General features: G+C 62.3%; 20 protein-coding genes and 1 pseudogene. 19 read left to right on the top strand and 2 right to left on the bottom strand.

Features of this window, described 5'->3' with window-relative positions; translation table 11 throughout:
* Positions 1–389 precede the first annotated feature (389 nt).
* The 4 genes and pseudogenes from AC0L3H_RS17540 to AC0L3H_RS17525 all read left to right on the top strand — a co-directional run.
* Positions 390–1,370 (top strand): annotated as a pseudogene (locus AC0L3H_RS17540) (cation:dicarboxylate symporter family transporter); the annotation flags it as partial.
* A gap of 332 nt (positions 1,371–1,702) precedes the next feature.
* Entirely contained in the window at positions 1,703–2,419 is a 717-nt protein-coding gene (locus tag AC0L3H_RS17535; RefSeq protein WP_473586311.1) for a DsbA family protein, read from the top strand.
* Positions 2,420–2,819: 400 nt separating this feature from the next.
* Positions 2,820–3,806: an ArdC family protein gene (locus AC0L3H_RS17530; protein ID WP_473586310.1), complete on the top strand. Its 987-nt coding sequence runs from the start codon at positions 2,820–2,822 to the stop codon at positions 3,804–3,806.
* A 141-nt stretch (positions 3,807–3,947) separates the two neighbouring features.
* Positions 3,948–4,367, top strand: coding sequence for a DUF2958 domain-containing protein (locus tag AC0L3H_RS17525; protein WP_473491911.1), 420 nt, complete (start codon positions 3,948–3,950; stop codon positions 4,365–4,367).
* A gap of 417 nt (positions 4,368–4,784) precedes the next feature.
* On the opposite strand, the gene AC0L3H_RS17520 is transcribed toward AC0L3H_RS17525, so the two are convergent.
* Positions 4,785–5,204: a hypothetical protein gene (locus AC0L3H_RS17520; RefSeq protein WP_473586309.1), complete on the bottom strand. Its 420-nt coding sequence runs from the start codon at positions 5,202–5,204 to the stop codon at positions 4,785–4,787.
* A 50-nt stretch (positions 5,205–5,254) separates the two neighbouring features.
* On the opposite strand from AC0L3H_RS17520, the gene AC0L3H_RS17515 reads away from it, so the two are divergent.
* The 7 genes from AC0L3H_RS17515 (at position 5,255) to AC0L3H_RS17485 (ending at position 11,063) form a co-directional block, all read left to right on the top strand.
* The gene (locus AC0L3H_RS17515; protein WP_473586308.1) at positions 5,255–5,485 is read left to right on the top strand and encodes a hypothetical protein; all 231 of its coding nucleotides are present in this window, start codon (positions 5,255–5,257) and stop codon (positions 5,483–5,485) included.
* Between the two features lie 533 nt (positions 5,486–6,018).
* A complete protein-coding gene (locus AC0L3H_RS17510; RefSeq protein ID WP_065010508.1) occupies positions 6,019–6,342 on the top strand; it encodes a DUF736 domain-containing protein in 324 nt (107 codons plus the stop codon).
* 177 nt (positions 6,343–6,519) lie between these two features.
* A complete protein-coding gene (locus AC0L3H_RS17505; RefSeq protein ID WP_473491906.1) occupies positions 6,520–6,789 on the top strand; it encodes a helix-turn-helix transcriptional regulator in 270 nt (89 codons plus the stop codon).
* Positions 6,786–7,334, top strand: a complete 549-nt coding sequence (locus AC0L3H_RS17500; protein WP_473491905.1) for a S26 family signal peptidase — start codon at positions 6,786–6,788, stop codon at positions 7,332–7,334. Before AC0L3H_RS17505 ends, AC0L3H_RS17500 begins: the two co-directional genes overlap by 4 nt.
* Positions 7,322–8,005: a lytic transglycosylase domain-containing protein gene (locus tag AC0L3H_RS17495; protein ID WP_473586307.1), complete on the top strand. Its 684-nt coding sequence runs from the start codon at positions 7,322–7,324 to the stop codon at positions 8,003–8,005. The genes AC0L3H_RS17500 and AC0L3H_RS17495 overlap by 13 nt, the downstream gene beginning before the upstream one ends.
* 210 nt (positions 8,006–8,215) lie before the next feature.
* The gene (rlxS, locus tag AC0L3H_RS17490) at positions 8,216–10,186 is read left to right on the top strand and encodes a relaxase/mobilization nuclease RlxS (protein ID WP_473586306.1); all 1,971 of its coding nucleotides are present in this window, start codon (positions 8,216–8,218) and stop codon (positions 10,184–10,186) included.
* A 586-nt stretch (positions 10,187–10,772) separates the two neighbouring features.
* Complete coding sequence (locus AC0L3H_RS17485) at positions 10,773–11,063, top strand: hypothetical protein (RefSeq protein WP_473586305.1); 291 nt, start codon at positions 10,773–10,775, stop codon at positions 11,061–11,063.
* A gap of 477 nt (positions 11,064–11,540) precedes the next feature.
* On the opposite strand, the gene AC0L3H_RS17480 is transcribed toward AC0L3H_RS17485, so the two are convergent.
* Positions 11,541–11,801, bottom strand: a complete 261-nt coding sequence (locus tag AC0L3H_RS17480; protein WP_473458200.1) for a hypothetical protein — start codon at positions 11,799–11,801, stop codon at positions 11,541–11,543.
* A 326-nt stretch (positions 11,802–12,127) separates the two neighbouring features.
* Between AC0L3H_RS17480 and glmS the strand changes: the two genes are divergently transcribed.
* The 8 genes from glmS to trbJ all read left to right on the top strand — a co-directional run bounded on the left by glmS (position 12,128) and on the right by trbJ (position 21,485).
* A complete protein-coding gene (gene glmS, locus AC0L3H_RS17475) occupies positions 12,128–13,951 on the top strand; it encodes a glutamine--fructose-6-phosphate transaminase (isomerizing) (protein WP_473586304.1) in 1,824 nt (607 codons plus the stop codon).
* A 246-nt stretch (positions 13,952–14,197) separates the two neighbouring features.
* The gene (locus AC0L3H_RS17470) at positions 14,198–16,228 is read left to right on the top strand and encodes a conjugal transfer protein TraG (RefSeq protein ID WP_473492063.1); all 2,031 of its coding nucleotides are present in this window, start codon (positions 14,198–14,200) and stop codon (positions 16,226–16,228) included.
* Positions 16,229–16,348: 120 nt separating this feature from the next.
* Positions 16,349–16,762 carry a CopG family transcriptional regulator gene (locus AC0L3H_RS17465; protein ID WP_473586303.1) on the top strand — a complete coding sequence of 138 codons (414 nt, stop codon included), beginning with the start codon at positions 16,349–16,351 and terminating at the stop codon, positions 16,760–16,762.
* The gene (gene trbB, locus AC0L3H_RS17460) at positions 16,759–17,727 is read left to right on the top strand and encodes a P-type conjugative transfer ATPase TrbB (RefSeq protein WP_473586302.1); all 969 of its coding nucleotides are present in this window, start codon (positions 16,759–16,761) and stop codon (positions 17,725–17,727) included. The genes AC0L3H_RS17465 and trbB overlap by 4 nt, the downstream gene beginning before the upstream one ends.
* Before the next feature lie 11 nt (positions 17,728–17,738).
* Positions 17,739–18,047 carry a TrbC/VirB2 family type IV secretion system protein gene (locus AC0L3H_RS17455; protein ID WP_008871922.1) on the top strand — a complete coding sequence of 103 codons (309 nt, stop codon included), beginning with the start codon at positions 17,739–17,741 and terminating at the stop codon, positions 18,045–18,047.
* Positions 18,047–18,319, top strand: a complete 273-nt coding sequence (locus tag AC0L3H_RS17450) for a VirB3 family type IV secretion system protein (protein ID WP_473586301.1) — start codon at positions 18,047–18,049, stop codon at positions 18,317–18,319. The genes AC0L3H_RS17455 and AC0L3H_RS17450 overlap by 1 nt, the downstream gene beginning before the upstream one ends.
* Entirely contained in the window at positions 18,313–20,763 is a 2,451-nt protein-coding gene (trbE, locus tag AC0L3H_RS17445) for a conjugal transfer protein TrbE (RefSeq protein ID WP_473491891.1), read from the top strand. The genes AC0L3H_RS17450 and trbE overlap by 7 nt, the downstream gene beginning before the upstream one ends.
* Complete coding sequence (gene trbJ, locus AC0L3H_RS17440) at positions 20,760–21,485, top strand: P-type conjugative transfer protein TrbJ (RefSeq protein ID WP_473586300.1); 726 nt, start codon at positions 20,760–20,762, stop codon at positions 21,483–21,485. Before trbE ends, trbJ begins: the two co-directional genes overlap by 4 nt.
* Positions 21,486–21,492: the final 7 nt, after the last annotated feature.

The following is a 21,492-nucleotide window of genomic DNA, read 5'->3' as shown; positions in this document are numbered from 1 at the left end:
CAGACTATACGGGTCGCGGTAGCGATCGCCTGTTCACAGTGGTGTTTGATATCCGACAGGCTCAGCCGACTGGGCGATGGCTTGGACATAGCCATAGCCAGATGTTGACCATCTAGATCCCGATCGCAGCCACCAAGGCAAACAGGTTGCCTCGACGACCTTTCGGCCGCTGCCAGGCCGCATGTCCGCCGACGGTCTGCCCTTGTTTTTAAGAGAGGACGCGCCCGCGGCGAATGCGGCACTGCGTGAGAGGTTCTGCGCGTTATCGCGCCGCCGCTGCTTGGCACGCCGCTTGCGCCCGAGATGGCAGCAGCGTTCGACCGGAGCGTCGCCAGTGAGAGGGCTTGAAGCGAGGAAGAGCCCGCCGCGATCCGGCAGGGAGAGAAACGGTGTTAGCTCCACAAGCCCACAGCGCGAACGCCGGGCCTCGTAAGCCCCATATTGCGCGGCTTTACGTTCAAGTGCTTGCCGCCGTCGCCCTTGGCGTCGCTGTTGGCCTTTTCTATCCGGGGACTGGAGAGGCTCTGAAGCCGCTCAGCGATGCTTTCATCAAGCTCGTGAAGATCATCATCGCGCCTGTCATCTTCCTGACAATTGCGACCGGCATCGGCGGCATGAACGATCTCAAGAAGGTCGGCCGGGTCGCCGGCAAGGCAATGATCTATTTCCTCACCTTCTCCAGCCTCGCATTGATTGTCGGTCTCATTGTCGCAAATGTCGTTCAGCCAGGTGCCGGCCTCAACATCGATCCAGCCTCGCTCGATGCTGCTCAGGCCGTGAAGGGCTATGCGGCGAAGATCCACGAGCAGTTCGTGACCGGCTTGCTGATGCCGTCAATCGTTGGTGCCTTCGCCGAAGGCGACATCATGCAGGTCCTGTTCTTCTCGGTGCTGTTCGGCATAGCCATGGCGATGGTCGGCGACACGGGCAAGCCTGTGCTTTCCTTGCTTCAGGCGCTCCTCGCGCCGGTGTTCAAGCTGATCGGCATTCTGATGAGGGCCGCGCCCGTCGAAGGGGCGAGCGCCAGGCGTTCGGTCGTGGGCCTCGGCATCCCGGCCGCATATTCATTCAATCTGCACGGCACCAATATCCACATGACGCTGGTCCCCCTCTTCCTCGCCCAGGCGACGAACACGGATATGTCGATCGGCGGTCGGATCCTGCTGCTGTTCGTCGCCTTGCTCTCTTCGAAGGGAACAACTCGCATTACCGGTGCGGGCCTCCTCACGTTGGCCGCGGCGCTCTTTGTCGTTCCGACCGCCCCAGCTGCCGGCGCGACGCTTATTCTTCGCGTCGACCACTTTGTGTCGGAGTGCCGTGTGCTGACCATTTTTCTCGGCAACGCAGTGGGAAGGCTCGTTGTCGCCCGGAGCAGGCGAGCCGGATGATGGACGATTGGCAAAGGCTCTCACGAGCGGGTCCTTCGGCGCTCGGGCGTTCGTTGAAGGGCAGATCGCCCGGCGTGATGACCGGTGGTCTCGGCTGGCAACTCGCGAACGCCGCTCAGCTATTGCAGTCAGCCCATTGGAGCGAAGCCGTCATAAAGCAACCGCCAGATGGCGCCGGCATCGACATTGTGAGCCTCCCCCGCGACTGCCGATACTGCGGGAAGTGTTGGGCAAGCGATCCAAAGCGACGACCAACTTTCACGCCAAAAGGCCAGCCGTTGCTGCCCCGTTAACGGCTGATTGGAGCCCGACCCATGTCAAAGCAAAACGCCGTCCTTGTCGCCGTAATCGGTTTTTTAGTCCTCGCCCTGTTCGTGCTGGGAACGCTAAGGCGACAGCCAGATAGGTTGACGACCTGCAACGGCTCGGAGATGAACGCCTTGCTCGCGGCGGACTTGAGGATACTCATTCCGCAGCATCGCGACGCACTCCTCAACGACCTCGCCTCGCCAGTCGCCGACAATCCGCAGGGCGACGTCCCCCTGGTCTCATTCCTCGACTACAACTGCCCGCTGTGCAAGGAAATGGACCTCATTCTCCAGCAAGCCCTCAAGCATGATCCCAATCTGAGGATCGTGCGTAAACAGCTCCCGGTCCTGGGACCTGCTTCCGAATTCGCCGCGCGTGCGGCGCTCGCCTCCCACAAACAGGGAAAATATGAGGCGTTTAATCGCGCCCTTTTTGCTTTTCCCGGCTTGGTGAACCAAAGAACCACCCTAGTCATTGCGGCACGTGTCGGCCTCGATGTTGAGCAGCTCAAGCGGGATATGGAAGGCCCGGCCATCACCGAAGCCATCGCACGCGATCGCGCGCTCGCGAACGAGCTGTACATCACCGGCACGCCGGCGTTGGTGGTCGGCGACGAAGTGATAGCCGGGGTGGTAGAGACGGCCGGGCTGCGAAGCTGCATCGCCGATGTGCGCGCAAACGCCAAGCTTCAGTCTTCCACAGCTGCAAAATGGGCATTTTGACCGCATCAACTGCTCTCGGGAACAGAGTCCTGAGCGCCCGCGCGCCTGAAGGCGCGCGCCGGGTGCTCGTGCACCGAGCCCGCTTTTTCTTCGACAGGCTCAGGCGGTCTCGGCCATCCGGCTTCGCCCCCTGACGCGGGCAGCCTGTCGGCTGCTGACGGTCGCCGGCCAGCTGGCCGGCGTCGATTTTTGTGGTGGCCTTCCCCGGTGGCACGGGGTGGGCGGCACTCCCTTCTAGGCCAGCCGCGGCATCCCGCAACCCTCCGCTTGCCGCTCCGGGTCCTCCTCTTCGTTCCGGTCCTTCGGATGCGGTCCGCCTTCTACGGCGGGCCTTTTCGGTCGCTTTCGCCGCCCACCCCGCTTCCGGGGAGGGCGCGATTGGCGAATGGAGGACCAGACAATGCGTGCAAACAACAAGCGTTCCGGCAGCCGAGGGGCTGGCTCGGGCAAGGGCGGGCGCTCAGGCGCCAGCCTCTACCAAGAGATCACAGACCGCATCGTTGCCGAACTGGAGCGCGGCACCGTGCCATGGGTCAAGCCCTGGGGCAGGGCAAAGGCAGCCCTTGGCCTGCCCAGGAATGCAGCCACCCAGCGCCGCTATTCCGGCATCAATATCCTGATCCTGTGGGGCGCCGTCATCGAGCGCCCATACCCCAGCCAGAACTGGCTCACCTTCCGGCAGGCGCTTGCCCTTGGCGGCAATGTCAGGAAGGGCGAGCGCGGCACGACCATCGTTCACGCTGACCGCTTTATTCCCAAGGACGAAAAGGAACGCGCCAAGGCCGATGGCGACGAACCGCAGGCCGTGCCTTTTTTGAAGCGCTTTACCGTCTTCAATGTCGCGCAGTGCGATAATCTGCCCGACCACCTCCATGCCGCCGCTGAGCCGCTGCCGGCGCGCGAAATCGTCCCGCAGGCCGAGCAACTTATTCGCAGAAGCCGTGCGGATTTCCGTATCGGTGGCGATCGCGCTTTCTACATGCCCGGCAGCGACACCATCCAGGTGCCGCCCCAGCCGGCTTTCTTCCACCAGATCGACTACTACCGGACCTGCTTTCACGAGCTTGGCCACTGGACCGGCCACCCGGCGCGACTCGCGCGCGACCTGTCAGGCTCATTCGGCTCCAGAACCTATGCGCGCGAGGAATTGGTCGCCGAGATGGCCGCAGCCTTCATCTGCAGCAGTCTCGGTATCGAGCCGACCGTGCGCCATTCCGATTACATCGGCTCATGGCTGACGGTTCTGCGCGAGGACAATCGCGCCATTTTCCGCGCGGCCAGCCATGCCTCGAAAGCCGCCGATTTCCTGCTTGGCCTCAATGCCGACGTCGAAAGCGTGGCGCAGGCCGAGATCGAAGGTGAGGCGAATGCCGAGATCGCCGCGTGAGCGCGCTCCATCGCCATGCGCGACCGCCTTGCGCTTCTGGCGCGCCGATGCGCGTCCCCGCGCGGCGCACCAGCCGCTCGTATCCGCCTGTTTCAAAAAGCCGCACTCAATCAGCCCGAACCGTCTTGAAGGAATTCCGCAATGATCCTGATCACCGATGAACTGCGCGCCCGGCTCCTCGCCAACGGCGCTGCCGACACCGAAACCGACCACGCACCCGTCGTGAAACTGTTCGATCCGGCCGGTCCTGCGATCTGGCTTCTGACCGAACTCGATGCAGACGGCGACACGCTGTTCGGCCTTTGCGACCTCGGCTTCGGCTTCCCTGAACTCGGCAGCGTCAGCCTTGCCGAACTCGAATCCATCAAGGGTCCGCTCGGACTGGGCATCGAGCGCGACCTTTGTTTCATAGCGCGTTTTCCGCTGTCCGTTTATGCGGAGGCCGCGCGCAGCGCCGGCCAGATCACCGAAGCCGAGCGGCTTCTGCGGCAGGCAGCGGAAGCACTTGCCAAATCCCATTCCGAGCTTCCGCCAGACGCGGCGGAGCCAGAGCGCCGCTAGGCGCAAACCCGTCCCCGCCGCATCGGCCTTCGGTCTCCCCGGCGGGGACAATCGCACCCCAAACGAAGGAGAAAGACATGAAGCTTGCCCATATTCCGCTCGACCGACTGAATCCGGCCTCAACATGCGCCACGGAAAACGCGCGCCCGACCTGTCCGACATTCTGCCGTCCGTCCGCGCGCGCGGCGTCCTCGTGCCGCTCCTGGCGCGGCCCAACGGCTCGCCGGAAAGCTTCGAGATCGTCGCCGGACGGCGCGCTAGTTCGCCGCAAAATCGCTCGCCGACGAGCGAGGTAAAGCCGATCCCTTGCCCTGCGCCATCATGGAGGCTGGCGAGGACGCCGATGCCCTCGAAGCCTCGTTGATCGAGAACGTCGCCCGCCTCGACTCCGACGAAGTGTCGCAATGGGAGACGTTGTCACGGCTGATCAGAGAGGCGTGCAGCTTGGGGCTGCTCGACCATCCGAGCGAAGCACTTCTCCTGATGGTGGCGCATGCGATAGCCGGTTCCGGCCTGTGGCAGGTTCGCCGCGAACCGTAGCGCGCTTGCAGCGAGATCGTGGCCGCAAGCCTCGCCGGAAGCAGCGGAAGCCGCGTTCGCCGAAAAACGGCGCGAGGTCTTGGCGCTGCTTGGGCAACCGGATGAGGATGGCACAATCGCTGCGGCAATGGCGACGACCTCGGTACGGCAAGCATCTTCGCGCGGCTCCTGGCGCTCCGCGACGATCATGTCGTGCGCGTTCTCAGCATCGTCATGGCCGAGACACTTGAAGCCGGCAGCGCCGTCATCGAGGCGCTCGGCAAGCATCTGAATGTCGACATCGGCGCTTGCTGGCAACTGGACGACGCATTCTCGATTTGTTGCGCGACAAGGAAATTGCCAATTCCATGCTTGCCGAAGTCGGCGGCGAACATGTCGCGGACGGCAGTGTCGCCGAAAAGGTGAAGACGCAAAAGAAGATCATCCGCGACTTTCTTTCGGGCGATAACGGCCGCAGACAAGTCGAGACCTGGCTGCCGTGCTGGATGAAATTCCCGGTCGAAAGCTACACTGATCGAGGCGGCTTCCGCACCGCCGATCAATGGGCACGGGTCAGGTCACCGTCCGTCTGCGAATAGCCTGTCACGGCCGGGCCGCGGCTTCTCGGCAGCACCCTTCGGCACTGAACCCCGGTCGCAGTGGCTGCATGTTCGAGCTTCCATTGCCCCGCATCGCGCACCAAAATCCAGGCCGGCAAACTCCTGATCCCCATGGATCGGTCCGCCCGCCCGATGCCTGATCTGCGCCCAACCTGCGGTCACGATCTCGATCGGCGTGGGCACCTTATCAGCCGCAGGCCTTGTAAATTCCCGCCCCTCCTGCCTGGCTGTAGCGACCGCATTTCCCATGCTCTCCTGCTCTCTTCAAGGACCATTCCCCTGCGGCTGGCTTGTGACCTATGGGCGGATCCGGCCGCCCGAAACCCTCGCCGATCAGCTTTTTTCCCCGCCGCCTGCGGCGGCTTCCTCGCGCCGCTTCGCTTCAAAAAAGCTGCCCGCTCGGGTCCTCCGCTATCGCTTCGGCCCTGGCGGGTTCAGGCGGTCCGGACGCGCCCATTACGGTCCGCCATCGCAGGGGATGGTCCCCGGCGACAGCAAAAGGAGACTTCGAAATGACCGCGATCGGTTACGTCAACAAGCAGGAAAACGGCGGCTACAAGGGCCAGCTCAAGACGCTCAGCGTCCGCGCCGACATCGACATCGTCCCCAACCAGGCCAAGAGCGCCGACAACCATCCCGACTTCCGGGTGCTGACGCAAGGGGTCGAAGTTGGCGCCGGCTGGATCCGCACCGGCGAAACCTCCGGCAAGGACTATGTGAGCCTGTCTATTGCGGCGCCGGAGTTCGGACCGCGCAAGCTCTACGCCAATCTCGGCCGCGCCGCCGGCCAGGACGATGACGACACCTACGCCATCATCTGGAACCCGGCCGACTGATCGGCCGACCCGAGCCTCGCGCCCCAGCCGGCGCGGGGCTCATTCCCAGGCGCTCCAGCCAAACCCGTCCGCCCGAAAAGGCGGCGAAAACTCTCCCCCGGACTCTTCGCCCGTCCCGGAGGCGATCTCGCTCGCCCATCCTCGCCCTCGCTTGTCCGAAGCGAAACGAGGATCACCATGGACGACGAAAACGAACGCGCGGCCCGCGCCAAAAAGGGCAGTCCCTTTCTCAGCACGGCCCAAGCCGCCTTCTATATCGGGCTCTCCCAGCGCACGCTGGAAAAGATGCGGCTCACGGGCAGCGGCCCGAAATTCCGCAAGCACGGCCGCTATGTCCGCTACCACATCGACGAACTCGACGGATGGTCGAAAGGACACCCGCAGTACGCCGGTAACGAGGGTGGTGAGGCCGGTTCCGGCCAAGCCGGCCAGGGAGGCCGAGCATGAGCCGGCGCCCTTCCATCCGTCTGATCGGCAGCCGCCTGCGGCGCCTCCAGGCACGCAAAACCATCGCCGCTGCCGTGATTGGACTGACCGTGATCGGCTTCGCCGGCACCGTCAAACCAAGGCCCTGGCTGGTCTTGAACGCCTCTGCCAGCGCGCCCGTCGGCCTCTATCGCCTCGGGTTTGCAGCGCCGGCTCGGGGCGATCTGGTGCTCGCCCGCCCGCCAGAATCGCTCGCCGAACTCGCCGCCGAACGCGGCTATCTGCCCCGCAACGTGCCGCTGGTAAAACGTCTTGCCGCGGTTCCGGGCGACGATGTCTGCGCCTTCAATGACGCGATCATCATCGAAGGCGAGATCGTCGCGCGACGGCTGGCGAAGGATACCCGAGGCCGCCCGCTGCCATGGTGGAACGGGTGCCGGACACTCGCCGACAACGAAATGTTCCTGCTCGGCAGCGACGATATTCGGTCATTCGACAGCCGCTACTTCGGGCCGGTGCCGCGCGCAAATGTCATCGGGAGGCTCGTGCCGCTATGGACCGAGTGACCCTGCTGATGTTCGGCATGATCGCCTTTGCGCCAAGCGCCTGTTCCGCCTCGACCGGCGCTGAGCCGGTCGCCATCTCCCAAATTCCGCACCTTCAAAGGTGGCAGGAGTTCACAGACGAAGCAAGCAGACGCTTCCGTATTCCTCAGGCCTGGGTTTACGCCGTCATGGATGCAGAAAGCGGCGGCAAGACCATGCTCGACGGCCGCCCAATTACCTCACGCGCGGGCGCAATGGGCCTCATGCAGGTGATGCCGGAAACGTATGAGGACATGCGTGCCGAGCACGGTCTGGGAGCCGATCCGCACGATCCGCGTGACAATATTCTCGCCGGAACCGCCTATCTCAGCGCCATGTTTGACCGCTTCGGATTCCCCGGCCTGTTTGCCGCCTATAACGCAGGACCCGAGCGCTACGAAGAGCATTTGAAGCGTGGGAAGCCGCTGCCCAAGGAGACGGTTGCCTATCTCAAACAGCTCAGGGGGACGGGGATTTCGGCGGACGACATTGATCAAGTCGAAGGGGACTCCAAGGCGCCAAATAGCCAAAACGCTCCCTCCGGCCGCTCGCTCTTTTTCCTTCGTAACGGCGTTCGCGCCGGCGAAGCGAAAGGCGATCTCTTTGTGCCGCTGCGCGTCAATCGCGCTCGGACGAAACCGAATGGCGGGTGACTCGGCGAGCGGGGACGCGGTTTTGCGGGGCCGAAAGAGCGGGTGCGGAAGCCGGAAAGCGGAAGGGCGGCGTAAGGCAAGATAAAGGCATTGCCTCCAGGAGGCGGCGAAGTCTTTGTCTGCACATCGTTTTTCCCGGAGGCTGCTGGCAGAGCCGGGAGTGTGGGACACGCAAGTATCTGACACTGCTTGAAATTCTGGGAGGCCACGATGCAGGATGACGAATTCAGGCCGAAGCTCGGCAGAATAGGCTCACGCGGCTCGAAGGCAGGCAAACGCTTCGCCAGCCAGGTCCAGGCGGCGATCAACAGAGCCGGCGGCCGGCCCCAGCGCGGCGGCCGCTTTAACGGCAGCCGGGCAGGGCGCGGCGGAGCGGCCGCCGCGCTGCTGAAATCACGCGACAGGTATGCTGCCTTCCGGCAGCGGCGGGTGGTGGTCAAGGCGCGCGTCGTCAAGCTGGCCGGCAAAGGCCAGGGTGGGGCGCGTGCGCATCTGCGCTACATCCAACGCGACGGCGTTACCCGGGAAGGCGCGCCTGGCGAGCTCTACGACGCCGACAGTGATCGCGTCGACGGCAAAGCCTTCCTTGATCGTGCCGATGGCGATCGGCATCAATTCCGCTTCATCGTCGCACCCGAAGACGGCATCCAGTATGACGACCTGAAGCCACTCACGCGCCGGCTCATGGCGCAGATGGAGGAGGATCTCGGCACGAAGCTCGATTGGGTTGCCGTCGATCATTTCAACACCGGCCATCCGCACACCCATATCATCGTCCGTGGCAAGGACGACCGCGGCGAGAACCTCGTCATCGCGCGGGAATATATCTCAAGCGGAATCCGCGAACGGACCGCCGAGCTGGTCAGCCTCGATCTCGGTCCACGAACCGATCGCGAGATCGAGCACCGCCTGCGCCAGGAAATGGAGCAGGAGCGCTTCACCAGCATCGACCGGCAGCTGCTCAGCATCCGCGACAGCGACGGACTGGTTTCTCCGGTCGGCCGCGACGCCTTTCGACAGACCCTGCACCAGGGCCGCCTGCGCAAGCTCGGACGGATGGGTCTGGCCGAGGAGATCAGCTCCGGCCGCTGGCGCCTCGACGATGAGCTCGAAGCGACACTGCAGCGCATCGGCGAGCGCGGTGACATAATCAAGACGATGCACCGAGACATTGCGGGTAGAGGACTATCCCGAAGTGCAGCCGACTGTGTGATCCACGATCAATCCGGGCAGCTCGCGCAACCTTTCGTTGGCCGCCTTGTGGCGCGCGGGCTTGCCGACGAGATCAACGACCGCCACTACCTCATTGTGGATGGGGTGGACGGGAAAAGCCACTACATCGATGTCGGCAAAGGCGATGCCACCGAACCAACGCCCGACGGCTGCATCGTCCGTGTCACGCCGAGAAATACCGGGCCGAGGCAGGTTGACCGCACCGTCGTCGAGATCGCTGCCGTCCATGGCGGGCGCTACAATGTTGATATCCACCTGAAGCACGATCCGTCTGCCAGCGAACGCTTCGCCGAAACCCATGTGCGTCGTCTGGAAGCCATTCGCCGCGAGACCGGCACTCTCAGGCGCGAAGCCGACGGCACATGGATCATCGCGCCGAACCATCTCGACCAAGTCACCGACTACGAGCGCAAGCGAGCCATGGCTGTGCCTGTTGTCGTCGACAAGCTCTCATCAATGCCGCTGGATCAGCAAATCGGGTTCGACGGTGCCACCTGGATCGACCGGGAAATGGTTTCCGATGCACCGGAGGCCCTGCGCAACTCCGGCTTTGGCCGTGAGGTGCGGGAGGCGCAAGCCCGCAGGCGGCAATGGCTGATTGCTCAGGGTCTCGCGCATGAAGAGCAGGACCGCACCGTCTATCGCGCCAACATGATTTCGATCCTCCGCCAGCGTGAACTGAACCGTGTTGCCGGTCAGCTCTCGGAAGAGCTCGGTCTGTCCTATGCTGAAGTGCGAGCCGGAGACCGGGTACAAGGCACTCTCCGCCGCTCAGTTGAGCTCGCCAGCGGCAAATACGCCCTTATCGAGAAATCGCGCGAGTTTGTGCTCGTCCCGTGGCGGCCGGTGCTCGAGCGGCATATCGGCAAAGAGATTTCTGGCATAGTGCAGCGAGACGGTATCTCCTGGAACATCGGTCGGCAAAGGAGTGGGCCTAGCGTTTCATAACTTGTGTGGCAGCCATGCGTGAGTGCGGTGTGCCTTGGACTGGCCCGGCAAGAGATCGACCAAGGCGCTCCGAGAGCGTGAGTGCCGCTCTGGTAGGTCTATCGGACCAACGACAGCGCGCCCGTGGCCAATTGCGATCCCATTCTAACCAAGATGCTCGGGCTCGCGCCAGATCGCCGTTAAGCTTGCCGGAGTTCGCGCAAACGTCGAGGACATTTGCTGAACCAGCTCGACAAAAAACAAGGGATCGAGCTCCTCCCGGCTGCTGTCGCTGTGCCCTTCCACATGGCATGAGGATAAGGGCATTCCGAGCAACGAGTCCGCCTCCGCTTCAATGGCTCGCGAACGATTATCTGACGAGGTCGAGCAGTTTGGCCATGCGCTTCGAGCATCAGAGTATCGCCGCTTTCCAAGCTGATCGGTGGACGAGGTGAACCGCTCTTATGCTCGGAAAAGGCGAGGCTCGTTGCAATGTAACGATGTCGACATCGGCGATAAACGTTACGAGCATCGTTGGCTGTGGGCGAGCATTATGCTTCCGTCCCAATTCGGGAGGGAGCCATGAGCAGCCCCAACACCTCGAAAATTGGCCTCGCCTACTCAAAAGACCGCGACCCTGCGCAGCCGATTCATAACCCAGCAACGGCACATAAAAAACGAACTGCTGCTGCGCATGTCTCCGGCCGACCCGCAATTGCTCAGCCCACACCTTCACCGCAGCTATCTGCCATTGAGAACCCAACTCGAAACCGCAAACGCCCCTATAGAGGCTGTCTACTTCTTTGAGATGGGGATCGGCCCGGTGGTGGCGAAACTCCGGCCGGAGCTCGACGCCGAAGTTGTCGTCATCGGTTTCGAGGGCACGGCTCGGCGTTGATCATGGGTGTGTCGGTAGCTTTTCAAGTAGTCCGGTTTTTGTAGCACATCAGCTGTCCGTTTTGGGTTGATGGCGAAACCCGGATGAAAGCGGAAGAACACCCGGGGCCGCTTGCTGGTTCAGGTGACTGCCACGGCAGGCTCCTGCGCATGTGCTTATCGCTGCCCTTGCGTCGTTTCCGGTGAAGCGCCGACCTCGTGTCGAGACGCAATCAAGGTTGGTCGCCACGCTGCCGAGGGCGCCGGCTGCGACGCTTCCCGGCCACGCCTTGAGGGGCGTCGAGCCGCCGGCCGGGATGTCAGTGTGCCGATGGAAGTCAGGATCGTTGCCACGCGCTGTTTGGCATTGTCAGAACTGATGAGTTTGGCGCAAGTTCCAGACGGACGACAGTGCGCGTGAGCAAACATGCAGGAGTTTGCCAAGGCGGCCAGCAAGGCAGTCGAACAGGCAAAGGGAAGGTCCGGGTGACTGCATCCCTCAGCGGCGACGAAGACGTCCGCCATGCCTCTCTGCAGGGTTTCTGAGATGACGAGTAGCCCGCCGCTTCGATCTGATGAGTTCAAGCAGCTCAGCCTCATCCGCGTCAGCCTCTTCTTCCAACGCGACCAAAATATCCAGGGCGAGATTGTCGGCCTCCAACGATGAGCGGGCGATATGCTCGTCACTACATATCTGGTCGAATACCCGTTGGCATAGATCGAGATCGGCAGGGTATAGACCGGCCCGTTTGAACGGCATTTTGAAAACCCCTAAGCATTGTAGCAGTCAATGGATCTAAGGGCCGTTAACTGGGCGAGTCAACAGCATGTAAAAAGCGGACATTGCGATGATCGTTACGCCTCAGCCGACTACGGAAACTCGTCCCAACTGGCGGTTGGTGGACGCAAGCCGGCACCGCGCGTACCGTTTCTCGCTGGTCAACACGTCCTCTTCTATCCACTGGCTGGATGGCAGCCATCCCAACAATCGATTTTACCTGTTTTACCGAATTCTACTAGGAGGCTCAGCGCCGGGCGGTGCCCTTCGGGTCGGCTGAGGCTACGGGGAAGAATTCGGAGACGATCATGTGCGGGATTGTTGGCATCGTTGGGCATCAGCCGGTGTCGGATCGGTTGGTCCACGCTTTGAAGCGTCTCGAATATCGAGGATATGACTCAGCCGGCGTTGCCACCATCACCGAGGGCTCATTGCACTGCCGGCGCGCCAAGGGCAAGCTCATCAATCTCGAGACGAGGTTGAAGGAAGAGCCGCTGAGTGGCACCATCGGCATCGCACACACGCGCTGGGCAACGCATGGGGCACCGACTGAGCGCAACGCGCACCCGCACTTTACGGACGGTGTGGCCGTCGTTCACAACGGCATTATCGAGAATTTCGCCGAGTTGAAGGACGAACTGGTGGCGGCGGGCGCCGAGTTCCAGACCGACACCGACACCGAGGTCGTCGTGCATCTCTTGGCAAGACACCGCCGGGAGGGCATGGGGCGGGGTGAGGCAATGCACGCCATGCTGAAGCGCGTCAGGGGCGCCTACGCGCTTGCCATTCTCTTCGAGGATGATCCGTCGACCATCATGGCGGCGCGCAATGGACCACCGCTGGCGATCGGTCACGGCGACGGCGAGATGTTCCTGGGCTCCGACGCCATGGCGCTAGCTCCCTTCACAAATGCAATCACATATCTCGTCGACGGCGACTGGGCCGTTATCGGCAAGGCAGGCGCCGATATCTTCGATTTCGATGGCCATCCCGTCGAACGTCCGCGCCAGACTTCCACGGCCGGGGCATACTTGGCCAATAAGGGCAACCGTCGCCACTTCATGGAGAAGGAAATTTACGAGCAGCCCGAGGTCATCGCCCGTGCGCTCGGTCATTACATCAACTTCGAAGGGAATCGCGTCGATGCGGTTTCGAGCATAGATTTCGCCAGCATCCCGTGTCTGGCGATCTCGGCTTGCGGCACCGCCTATCTGGCCGGACTGATCGCAAAATACTGGTTCGAGCGCTATGCGCGCCTGCCGGTCGAAATCGACGTTGCGTCCGAATTCCGCTACCGGGAGATCCCGTTGCCGCCGGAATCGGCGGCTCTTTTCATTTCGCAATCCGGCGAAACCGCCGATACGCTCGCGTCCCTGAGGTACTGCAAGGGGCGTGGGCTGAAAACCGGCGCTGTCGTCAATTCCCGCGAATCGACCATCGCTCGGGAGGCCGACGCGATCTTCCCGATCCTTGCCGGCCCGGAGATCGGCGTCGCCTCCACCAAGGCTTTCACGTGCCAGCTTGCGGTTCTGGCCACACTCGCCATCGGCGCTGCCAAGGACCGTGGAACGCTAACTGAATATGAGGTGAAGGCGCTCGTCCGGAGCCTTGCCGAAATGCCGGGCGTCATGGGCCGGGTACTGAACAGCATCCAGCCAGATATCGAGCTCCTGTCGCGCGAACTGTCAAAGTGTCATGGTGTCCTGTATATTGGCCGCGGCACCAGTTTCCCACTGGCGATGGAAGGTGCGCTAAAGCTCAAGGAGATTTCCTACATCCATGCTGAGGGCTATGCGGCTGGCGAATTGAAGCATGGTCCAATCGCATTGATAGATGAGAACATGCCAGTGATCGTCATCGCGCCACATGATCGCTTTTTCAACAAGACCGTCTCCAATATGGAGGAAGCGGCCGCCCGTGGAGGGCGGATTATCCTCATCACCGATGAAAATGGGGCCGCTGCGTCGAAACTCGACACGATGCATACGATCGTGCTGCCGGCCGTCGACGAGATTATCGCACCTATGATTTTCTCGCTGCCGATACAGCTTCTTGCCTATCATACGGCGGTCTCCATGGGCAAAGATGTCGACCAGCCGCGCAATCTCGCAAAATCGGTCACCGTCGAATGATTGTGACGCGCTCACAGGTGGCATGCGTCCATCGGAAATACACTTCAAAGCGTCACCGGCATTAGGATGTCGACGAGACGCAGATCAGGTCTGCGGCCAAATGGGCATATTTGCTCCACCGAAAGTTCCAGTCTGAGCGATCCTGCCCATTCCCTCATCGCACCTGGTCGTGCGTAGTGTGCATTTCAGTTCACATCGCACCGCGCGATGCTTGGCCCCGCATGTCCAGAACTGCGGAGCAAGCCAATGACGCCTACGAAGTTGCTGATTGGGCAGATCGCCGTCGTGTTCGCAATCGTGATACTCGGCGTATGGGCGGCCACGCAGTGGTGCGCCCACATGCTCGGCCATCAACCGCCACTCGGCGCGCCATGGTTAGTCGCGGCTGGCTGGCAGATCTACAAGCCGTGGAAACTGTTCGAATGGTGGTTCCACTTCGACGCTTATGCGCCCGAGGTCTTCGATAAGGCCGGTGCGCTTGCCGGCGCCAGTGGGTTGGTGGGCTGTGCCGCCGCGATCGCCGGCTCGCTCTGGCGCGCGCGACAGCTCGGGTCGGTCACCACATATGGCTCGTCAAGGTGGGCCGCGACTCACGAGATCGAGACGGCAGGGCTGTTTCGGCCGGCCGGCGTTTTCCTAGGCAAGCTGAAGGATCGCTATCTGCGCCATGACGGGCCCGAGCATGTCATGGCCTTTGCCCCAACACGATCAGGCAAGGGCATCGGACTGGTTGTTCCAACTCTTCTGTCCTGGACCGGCTCGGCCGTCATTCACGATATCAAAGGCGAGAACTGGCAGTTGACCTCCGGCTGGCGCTCGAAGTTCTCCTACTGTCTCCTGTTCAATCCGACCGATCCGAGGTCGGCGCGCTATAACCCGCTGCTGGAGGTACGAAAAGGTCCAGATGAGGTCCGCGACGTCCAGAACATCGCCGACATCCTGGTAGATCCGGAAGGCGCGCTGGACCGGCGGAACCACTGGGAGAAAACCAGTCACTCACTCTTGGTCGGCGCCATTTTGCACGTGCTTTACGCCGAAGAGGAAAAGACGCTCGCTCGCGTCGCCACCTTCCTGTCGGACCCGCAACGCTCGTTTGCCGCGACACTACGGCGGATGATGACGACCAACCATCTCGGCGCGGCGGATAAGCCCCAGGTCCATCCTGTCGTGGCCTCGGCAGCTCGCGAGGTGTTGAACAAGTCGGAGAACGAGCGTTCAGGCGTTCTTTCGACCGCCATGTCGTTCCTCGGCCTCTATCGCGATCCTACCGTGGCGGCAGCGACATCAGCCTGCGACTGGCGCATTGCCGACCTCCTGGATGCCGAGCGACCGATGTCACTCTATCTGGTCGTGCCGCCATCGGACATCTCGCGCACGAAGCCGCTGGTGCGACTTGTGCTCAATCAGATCGGCAGGCGTCTGACGGAGCGGCTGGAGGGGGATCCTAAGAAGAGCAGGAAGCATCAACTGCTCATGATGCTGGACGAATTCCCGGCGCTCGGTCGCCTTGATTTCTTCGAAACCGCGCTCGCCTTCATGGCCGGCTATGGCATCCGTGCATATCTGATCGCGCAATCCTTGAACCAGATCTCCAAGGCGTATGGGGACAACAATGCCATTCTCGACAACTGCCATGTGCGGATTGCCTTTTCCTCCAATGACGAGCGCACGGCCAAACGCATTTCGGACGCGCTCGGCACGGCAACGGAGCTGAGGTCCATGCGCAACTATGCCGGCCATCGCTTGGCCCCCTGGCTGTCGCACGTGATGGTTAGCCGCCAGGAGACCGCCCGCCCACTATTGACACCGGGCGAGGTGATGCAGTTGCCGCAAGCCGATGAACTGGTGTTGGTTTCAGGGCTGCCGCCGATCCGGGCAAAGAAGCTGCGCTACTACCAGGATCGAAATTTCACCGAGCGCGTGCTTTCTGCGCCGGTATTGCGCGGCGGCGCTTACGCGGATCGGCCAGTACCGCGCCCGGACTGTTGGATCGGGCAGGTGCGGGGCGTTGACCGCCGTCTTGCTGGCGGCGGCGAAAGCGCGGGCGAGGCAATTGAAGATGAAGGAGGTGTCCAGCAACAGCGACATCCGGGTCTGCCTGAAGAGCATACAGCCGTCACCCTGGAGCCCGATCGGGACGACCTGCTCAAGCCCGCGGACGATGATAGCGAGGCAGTTGCCGACAGGCGCGTGATGGACCGAATTTCCACTGCCGCACGCGCCTATGGCATCAACGAGGGAACGGGCGACAACAAGGACATCGTACCCGGCTTCTGAAAGAAGCTGCCGAAGGCAGAGCGCAAATCAGCGTAGATAACGGCCATAAGCAATTTCGAGGAAGTCGCCGATGCTCGTTCCCGCCCGCGCAACAGCGCTGGGACAGTTGGAACGAGCCACATGAGCCCTCAGCGCATTCGTCATCAGTTTCTGCTCGAACCCGACCTGAGCAAGAAACTGGACGACCTCAACCGCGATCCATCGACGACCAAATCAGCGATCGTGGCGAAGGCAGTCGAGGCCTTTATCGAGCGGCGTGGCGAGAACGAGCTCGACCGGCGCTACGGCGTAAGGCTCGACCGTCTTTCTCGTGACCTCGGCCATGTCAGACGCGACGTCGAGATGATCCTAGAGAGCCTGGCGCTCTTCATTCGCTTTTCCATCACGCTTCATGCTCACACGCCAGTCCCGGACAGGGCGACGCAGGCGATTGCCCAGGAGCGCTTCGACAAATTCGTCGAGCAAGTGGGCCGTCAGATCGCCTCCGGCAAACGGTCGCTTGGGACGGATAATGGCGGGGGAGGGGAAGGATGAGTTCTCATCCGGAGGTCGACCATCGCCATCGTGCCATGTTGCGCACCGCCATGGGCCCGGCAATCGCTGAGGCCCTTGCCGATTCATCTGTTGTCGAGGTGATGGTCAATCCCGACGGTACGCTGCGGCTCGACCGGCTGGGAGAAGGTCGGGTCGGTACCGGCGTGCATATGCACCCATCCGAGGCGGAACGCATCGTTCGCCTGGTCGCTTCCCATGTGCGTGCCGAGGCGCATGCGGGTAGTCCGATCGTCAGCGCCGAACTGCCCTCGGGCGAGCGCTTCGAGGGGCTGTTGCCGCCAGTCGTTCTGGCGCCATGCTTCGCCATCCGTAAACCGGCCGCAAAACTCTACACGTTGGCCAACTATGTCGCCGACCAAATCATGCTGCCGCTGCAGGCCGATGCGCTGAGGAAGGCCGTGCGCGAGCGGCGCAACATATTGGTCGCAGGCGGCACGTCGTCGGGTAAAACCACGCTCGCCAATGCGCTGCTGGTCGAAGTCGCGGAATCCGACGAGCGGGTGATCCTGATCGAAGACACACGCGAGCTGCAGTGCGCTGCCAAGGACTGCGTTGCACTCAGGACAAGACGGGGCTCGGTGACGCTTGCCGATCTCGTACGCTCGACGCTGCGGCTCAGGCCCGACCGCATCGTCGTCGGCGAAGTCCGGGGTGCGGAAGCCCTTGATATGCTGAAGGCATGGAACACTGGCCACCCCGGCGGCATCGCAACGGTTCACGCCAATTCGGCGCGCTCCGCCCTCTACCGGATCGAGCAACTCGCGCAGGAAGCCGTCGTCACTGTACCACGCCGTCTGATCGCCGATGCCATCGATCTGATTGTCTTCATCGCCGGGCGCGGATCCTCGCGCCGCGTTGACGCCATCGCCGAGGTCACCGGTCTCGACGGCAGCGGCGACTACGCCGTCACCCAACTGACGCTCCCGCAACTTCAGCAGTTTTGAAAGGCCAATTCATGTGCAAGAAGCTTCGCTTTCTTTCGTCCACCGCGCTCGTGCTTGTTCTCACGGTCTCAGCCCGCGCAGCAGGCTCCGGCATGCCTTGGGAACAGCCGCTGCAGCAGATCCTGGAGTCTGTACAGGGACCGGTCGCCAAGATTATCGCCGTGATCATCATTATCACCACGGGCTTAACCCTTGCCTTCGGTGACACCGCAGGCGGTTTCCGCCGGCTGATCCAGATCGTCTTCGGGCTGTCGATCGCCTTCGCGGCATCGAGCTTCTTTCTCTCCTTCTTCTCCTTTGGCGGCGGAGCACTCGTCTGATGGCCGCTGGAGAGCAGCATATTGAGGGCTTTGCGGTTCCCGTTCACCGGGCATTGACCGAAGCCATCCTGCTGGGCGGTGCACCGCGAGCGGTGGCGATCCTCAACGGCACGGTGGCCGCAGTTATCGGCCTCGGTTTGCAGCAGTGGATCGCTGGGCTGGTGCTGTGGATTGCCGGCCACACGCTGGCGGTCTTTGCCACAAGACGCGATCCAGACTTCGCCAGCGTGCTCGTTCGTCACCTTCGTCTGAAGGGATGGTTGGCATGCTGAACCTGTCAGAATACCGCAGCAAAGCCGACAAACTTGCGGACCATCTGCCCTGGGCAGCGCTCGTCGCGCCCAGCATCGTGCTCAATAAGGACGGCAGCTTTCAGCGGACCTTACGGTTCCGCGGGCCCGATCTCGAAAGCGCGACGGAAGCAGAACTTGTCGGCATCTGCGCCCGGGCAAACAACGCGTTGAGAAGGCTCGGCTCCGGCTGGGCATTGTTCTTCGAAGCCGAGCGCATAGAGGCGCTCGGCTATCCTAACTCAACCTTTCCCGACGCCGCGTCTTGGCTGGTCGATGAAGAGCGGCGCGCGGCCTTCGAGGGCAAGGTCGCGCATTACGAGAGCCGCTATCACCTGACTTTGCTGTTCATGCCGCCCCCGGACGCACGGGCGAGGGCTGAAAGGGCGCTGGTTGACGCACACCAATCTGGCGGCGGGAGAGACTGGCCCCAGGAGCTGGCGCGGTTTCGCGACGAGACCGACCGGGTCCTCGATCTTTTGTCCGGTTTCATGCCCGAGGTGCGCGTGCTCGACGATGCCGAGACCCTGACTTACCTGCACGGCACAATCTCGACCCGCCGCCATCCACTTGCTGTCCCCGAAACGCCGATGTATCTCGACGGCATCCTGGTCGACGCGCCACTTACCGGCGGCTTGGAGCCGATGCTCGGCGAACACCATCTTCGCACCCTTACCGTCCTCGGATTCCCGAATCTCACCCGGCCCGGAATTCTCGACGCGTTGAATCATCAGGATTTCGCCTATCGCTGGGTGACGCGCTTCATCCCGCTCGACAAGACGGAAGCCACGAAGACTCTGACACGGTTGCGCCGCCAGTGGTTTGCCAAGCGCAAATCGATCGCGGCCATCCTGCGCGAGGTCGTGACCAACGAACCTGTCCCGCTGGTCGACAGCGATGCCGACAACAAGGCGCTCGATGCCGACGCAGCCCTTCAGGCGTTGGGCGGCGACCATGTCGGCTTCGGTTATCTCACCACAACGGTGACAGTGTGGGATGAGGACCATCAAGCCGCCGCGGAGAAACTTCGCGCGGTCGAGCGAATCATCAATGGGCTCGGCTTCACCACCATCCGCGAAAGCGTCAATGCGGTCGAGGCGTGGCTCGGCTCGCTGCCTGGTCATATCTATGCCAATGTTCGCCAGCCGCTCGTTCACACATTGAACCTTGCGCATCTCATGCCGTTGTCGTCGGTCTGGGCAGGTCCTACAGCGAACGAGCATCTCGCCAAGGTCACCCAGCGAGAGGCCTCGCCACTTCTGTTCGCAGAGACCAACGGATCGACACCATTCCGGCTATCAACCCATGTCGACGATGTCGGCCACATGCTGATCGTTGGCCCGACCGGCGCCGGCAAATCGGTGCTGATTGCCCTGATTGCACTGCAGTTCCGGCGCTATGCAGGCGCGCAGGTCTATGTCTTCGACAAAGGCAATTCGGCGCGCGCGGCAGTCCTTGCCACGGGTGGAGAACACCACGCGCTGGGTGCTGACGGTGCGCTCGCCTTCCAGCCCCTGCGCAATATCGGCGACCAGGCTGCCCGCAGTTGGGCAGCCGAGTGGATTGCCGGCCTCATTGCCCATGAGAATGTCACCGTCACGCCGGAGGTGAAGGAGGCAATCTGGTCGGCACTCACCAGCCTTGCCACCGCGCCGGCGCAGGAACGCACGCTGACCGGCCTTTCGGTCCTGCTTCAGTCCAACGGGCTGAAGTCCGCGTTGATGCCCTACACACTCGACGGTCCTTTCGGCCGCCTGCTCGACGCCGATGATGATCGGCTGGCCTTATCGAATGTGCAGTGTTTCGAGACGGAAGAGCTGATGCAGAGCCAAGGCGCTGTGCGGCCTGTGCTCACTTACCTGTTCCATCGTCTTGAAGAGCGGTTCGATGGAAGGCCGACGCTGCTGATGCTCGACGAGGCTTGGCTCTATCTCGACAATCCGCTCTTTGCCGCCCGTATCCGCGAATGGCTGAAGGTGCTCCGAAAGCGGAATGTCTCGGTGATCTTCGCTACGCAATCGCTGGCTGATATCGCGGGCTCTTCAATCGCGCCGGCTATCATCGAGAGCTGCCCCCAGCGCATTTTCCTTCCCAATGATCGTGCTGTGGAACCGCAAGCGCGGGCAGCCTACGAGCGCTTCGGCTTGAACGAGCGGCAGATCGAATTGATCGCCCGCGCCACGCCGAAGCGCCACTATTATCTTCAGTCACGTAGCGGAAACCGTCTCTTCGAGCTCGGGCTTGGCCCCATCACTCTTGCGCTTTGCGGCGCTTCCGATCCGGCGACGCAGACCCTGATCGACAAAATCCAGTCCGAAGACGGGCAAGACAGCTTTGCCTCCCGCTTTCTGAGCGCGCGCGGCCTCGATTGGGCTGCCCAGCTTCTCCAGCAATTCCCTCAACCAGACATGGAGCAATCCTCATGATTGGACGCCGTCTTTTCACCAGCCTGATCACCGTTTCCCTGATCGCCAAGCCAATGGCCGACTATGTGCAGCCGGCCTACGCCCTTATCGTGTTCGATCCATCCAATTATGCGCAGAACGTGCTGACGGCGGCGCGCGCGCTGGAGCAGATCAACAACCAGATCCAGTCGCTGCAGAACCAGGCAACCATGCTGCAGAACATGGCGCGCAATCTTCAGCGTCTGGATTTCTCTTCCGTGGGCCAACTCACCGGTTCGCTCCATCGCATTGACGGTTTGATGGACCAGGCGAGTGGCCTCAGCTTTGATCTGGGCAAGCTTCAAGACCAGTGGCGCAGCCAATATCCAGAAAGCTACGAGGCCACGGTCAAGGTCAGCGATGTGGCAGCCGCTGCGCGCGAGCGCTGGCAGAGCGCCATGCAGGCGTTCCGCCAGACCATGCGGGTCCAGTCGCAGATCGTCGAGAACGTCCGCGCCGACGGCGACCTGCTTGCCGATCTCGTCAACCGCAGCCAAGGGGCAGCCGGTGCGCTTCAGGCAAGCCAGGCCACCAATCAGCTGATCGCGCTTTCAACCAAGCAGCAGATGCAGATCCAAACGCTGCTCGCGACTCAGTTTCGAGCTGAGGCCGAGGATGCCGCGCGCAAGGCGCAGTCCGAGGAAGCCGCCCGCGAGACGACCAAGCGCTTCCTGGGTACCGGCTCGGCCTATCCCGGCAACTGATCACCAA

The organism is Mesorhizobium sp. WSM4816 (assembly GCF_055811535.1).
Note: the sequence above shows the minus strand (reverse complement) of the source record. Positions and strands in the feature narration are given on the sequence as shown.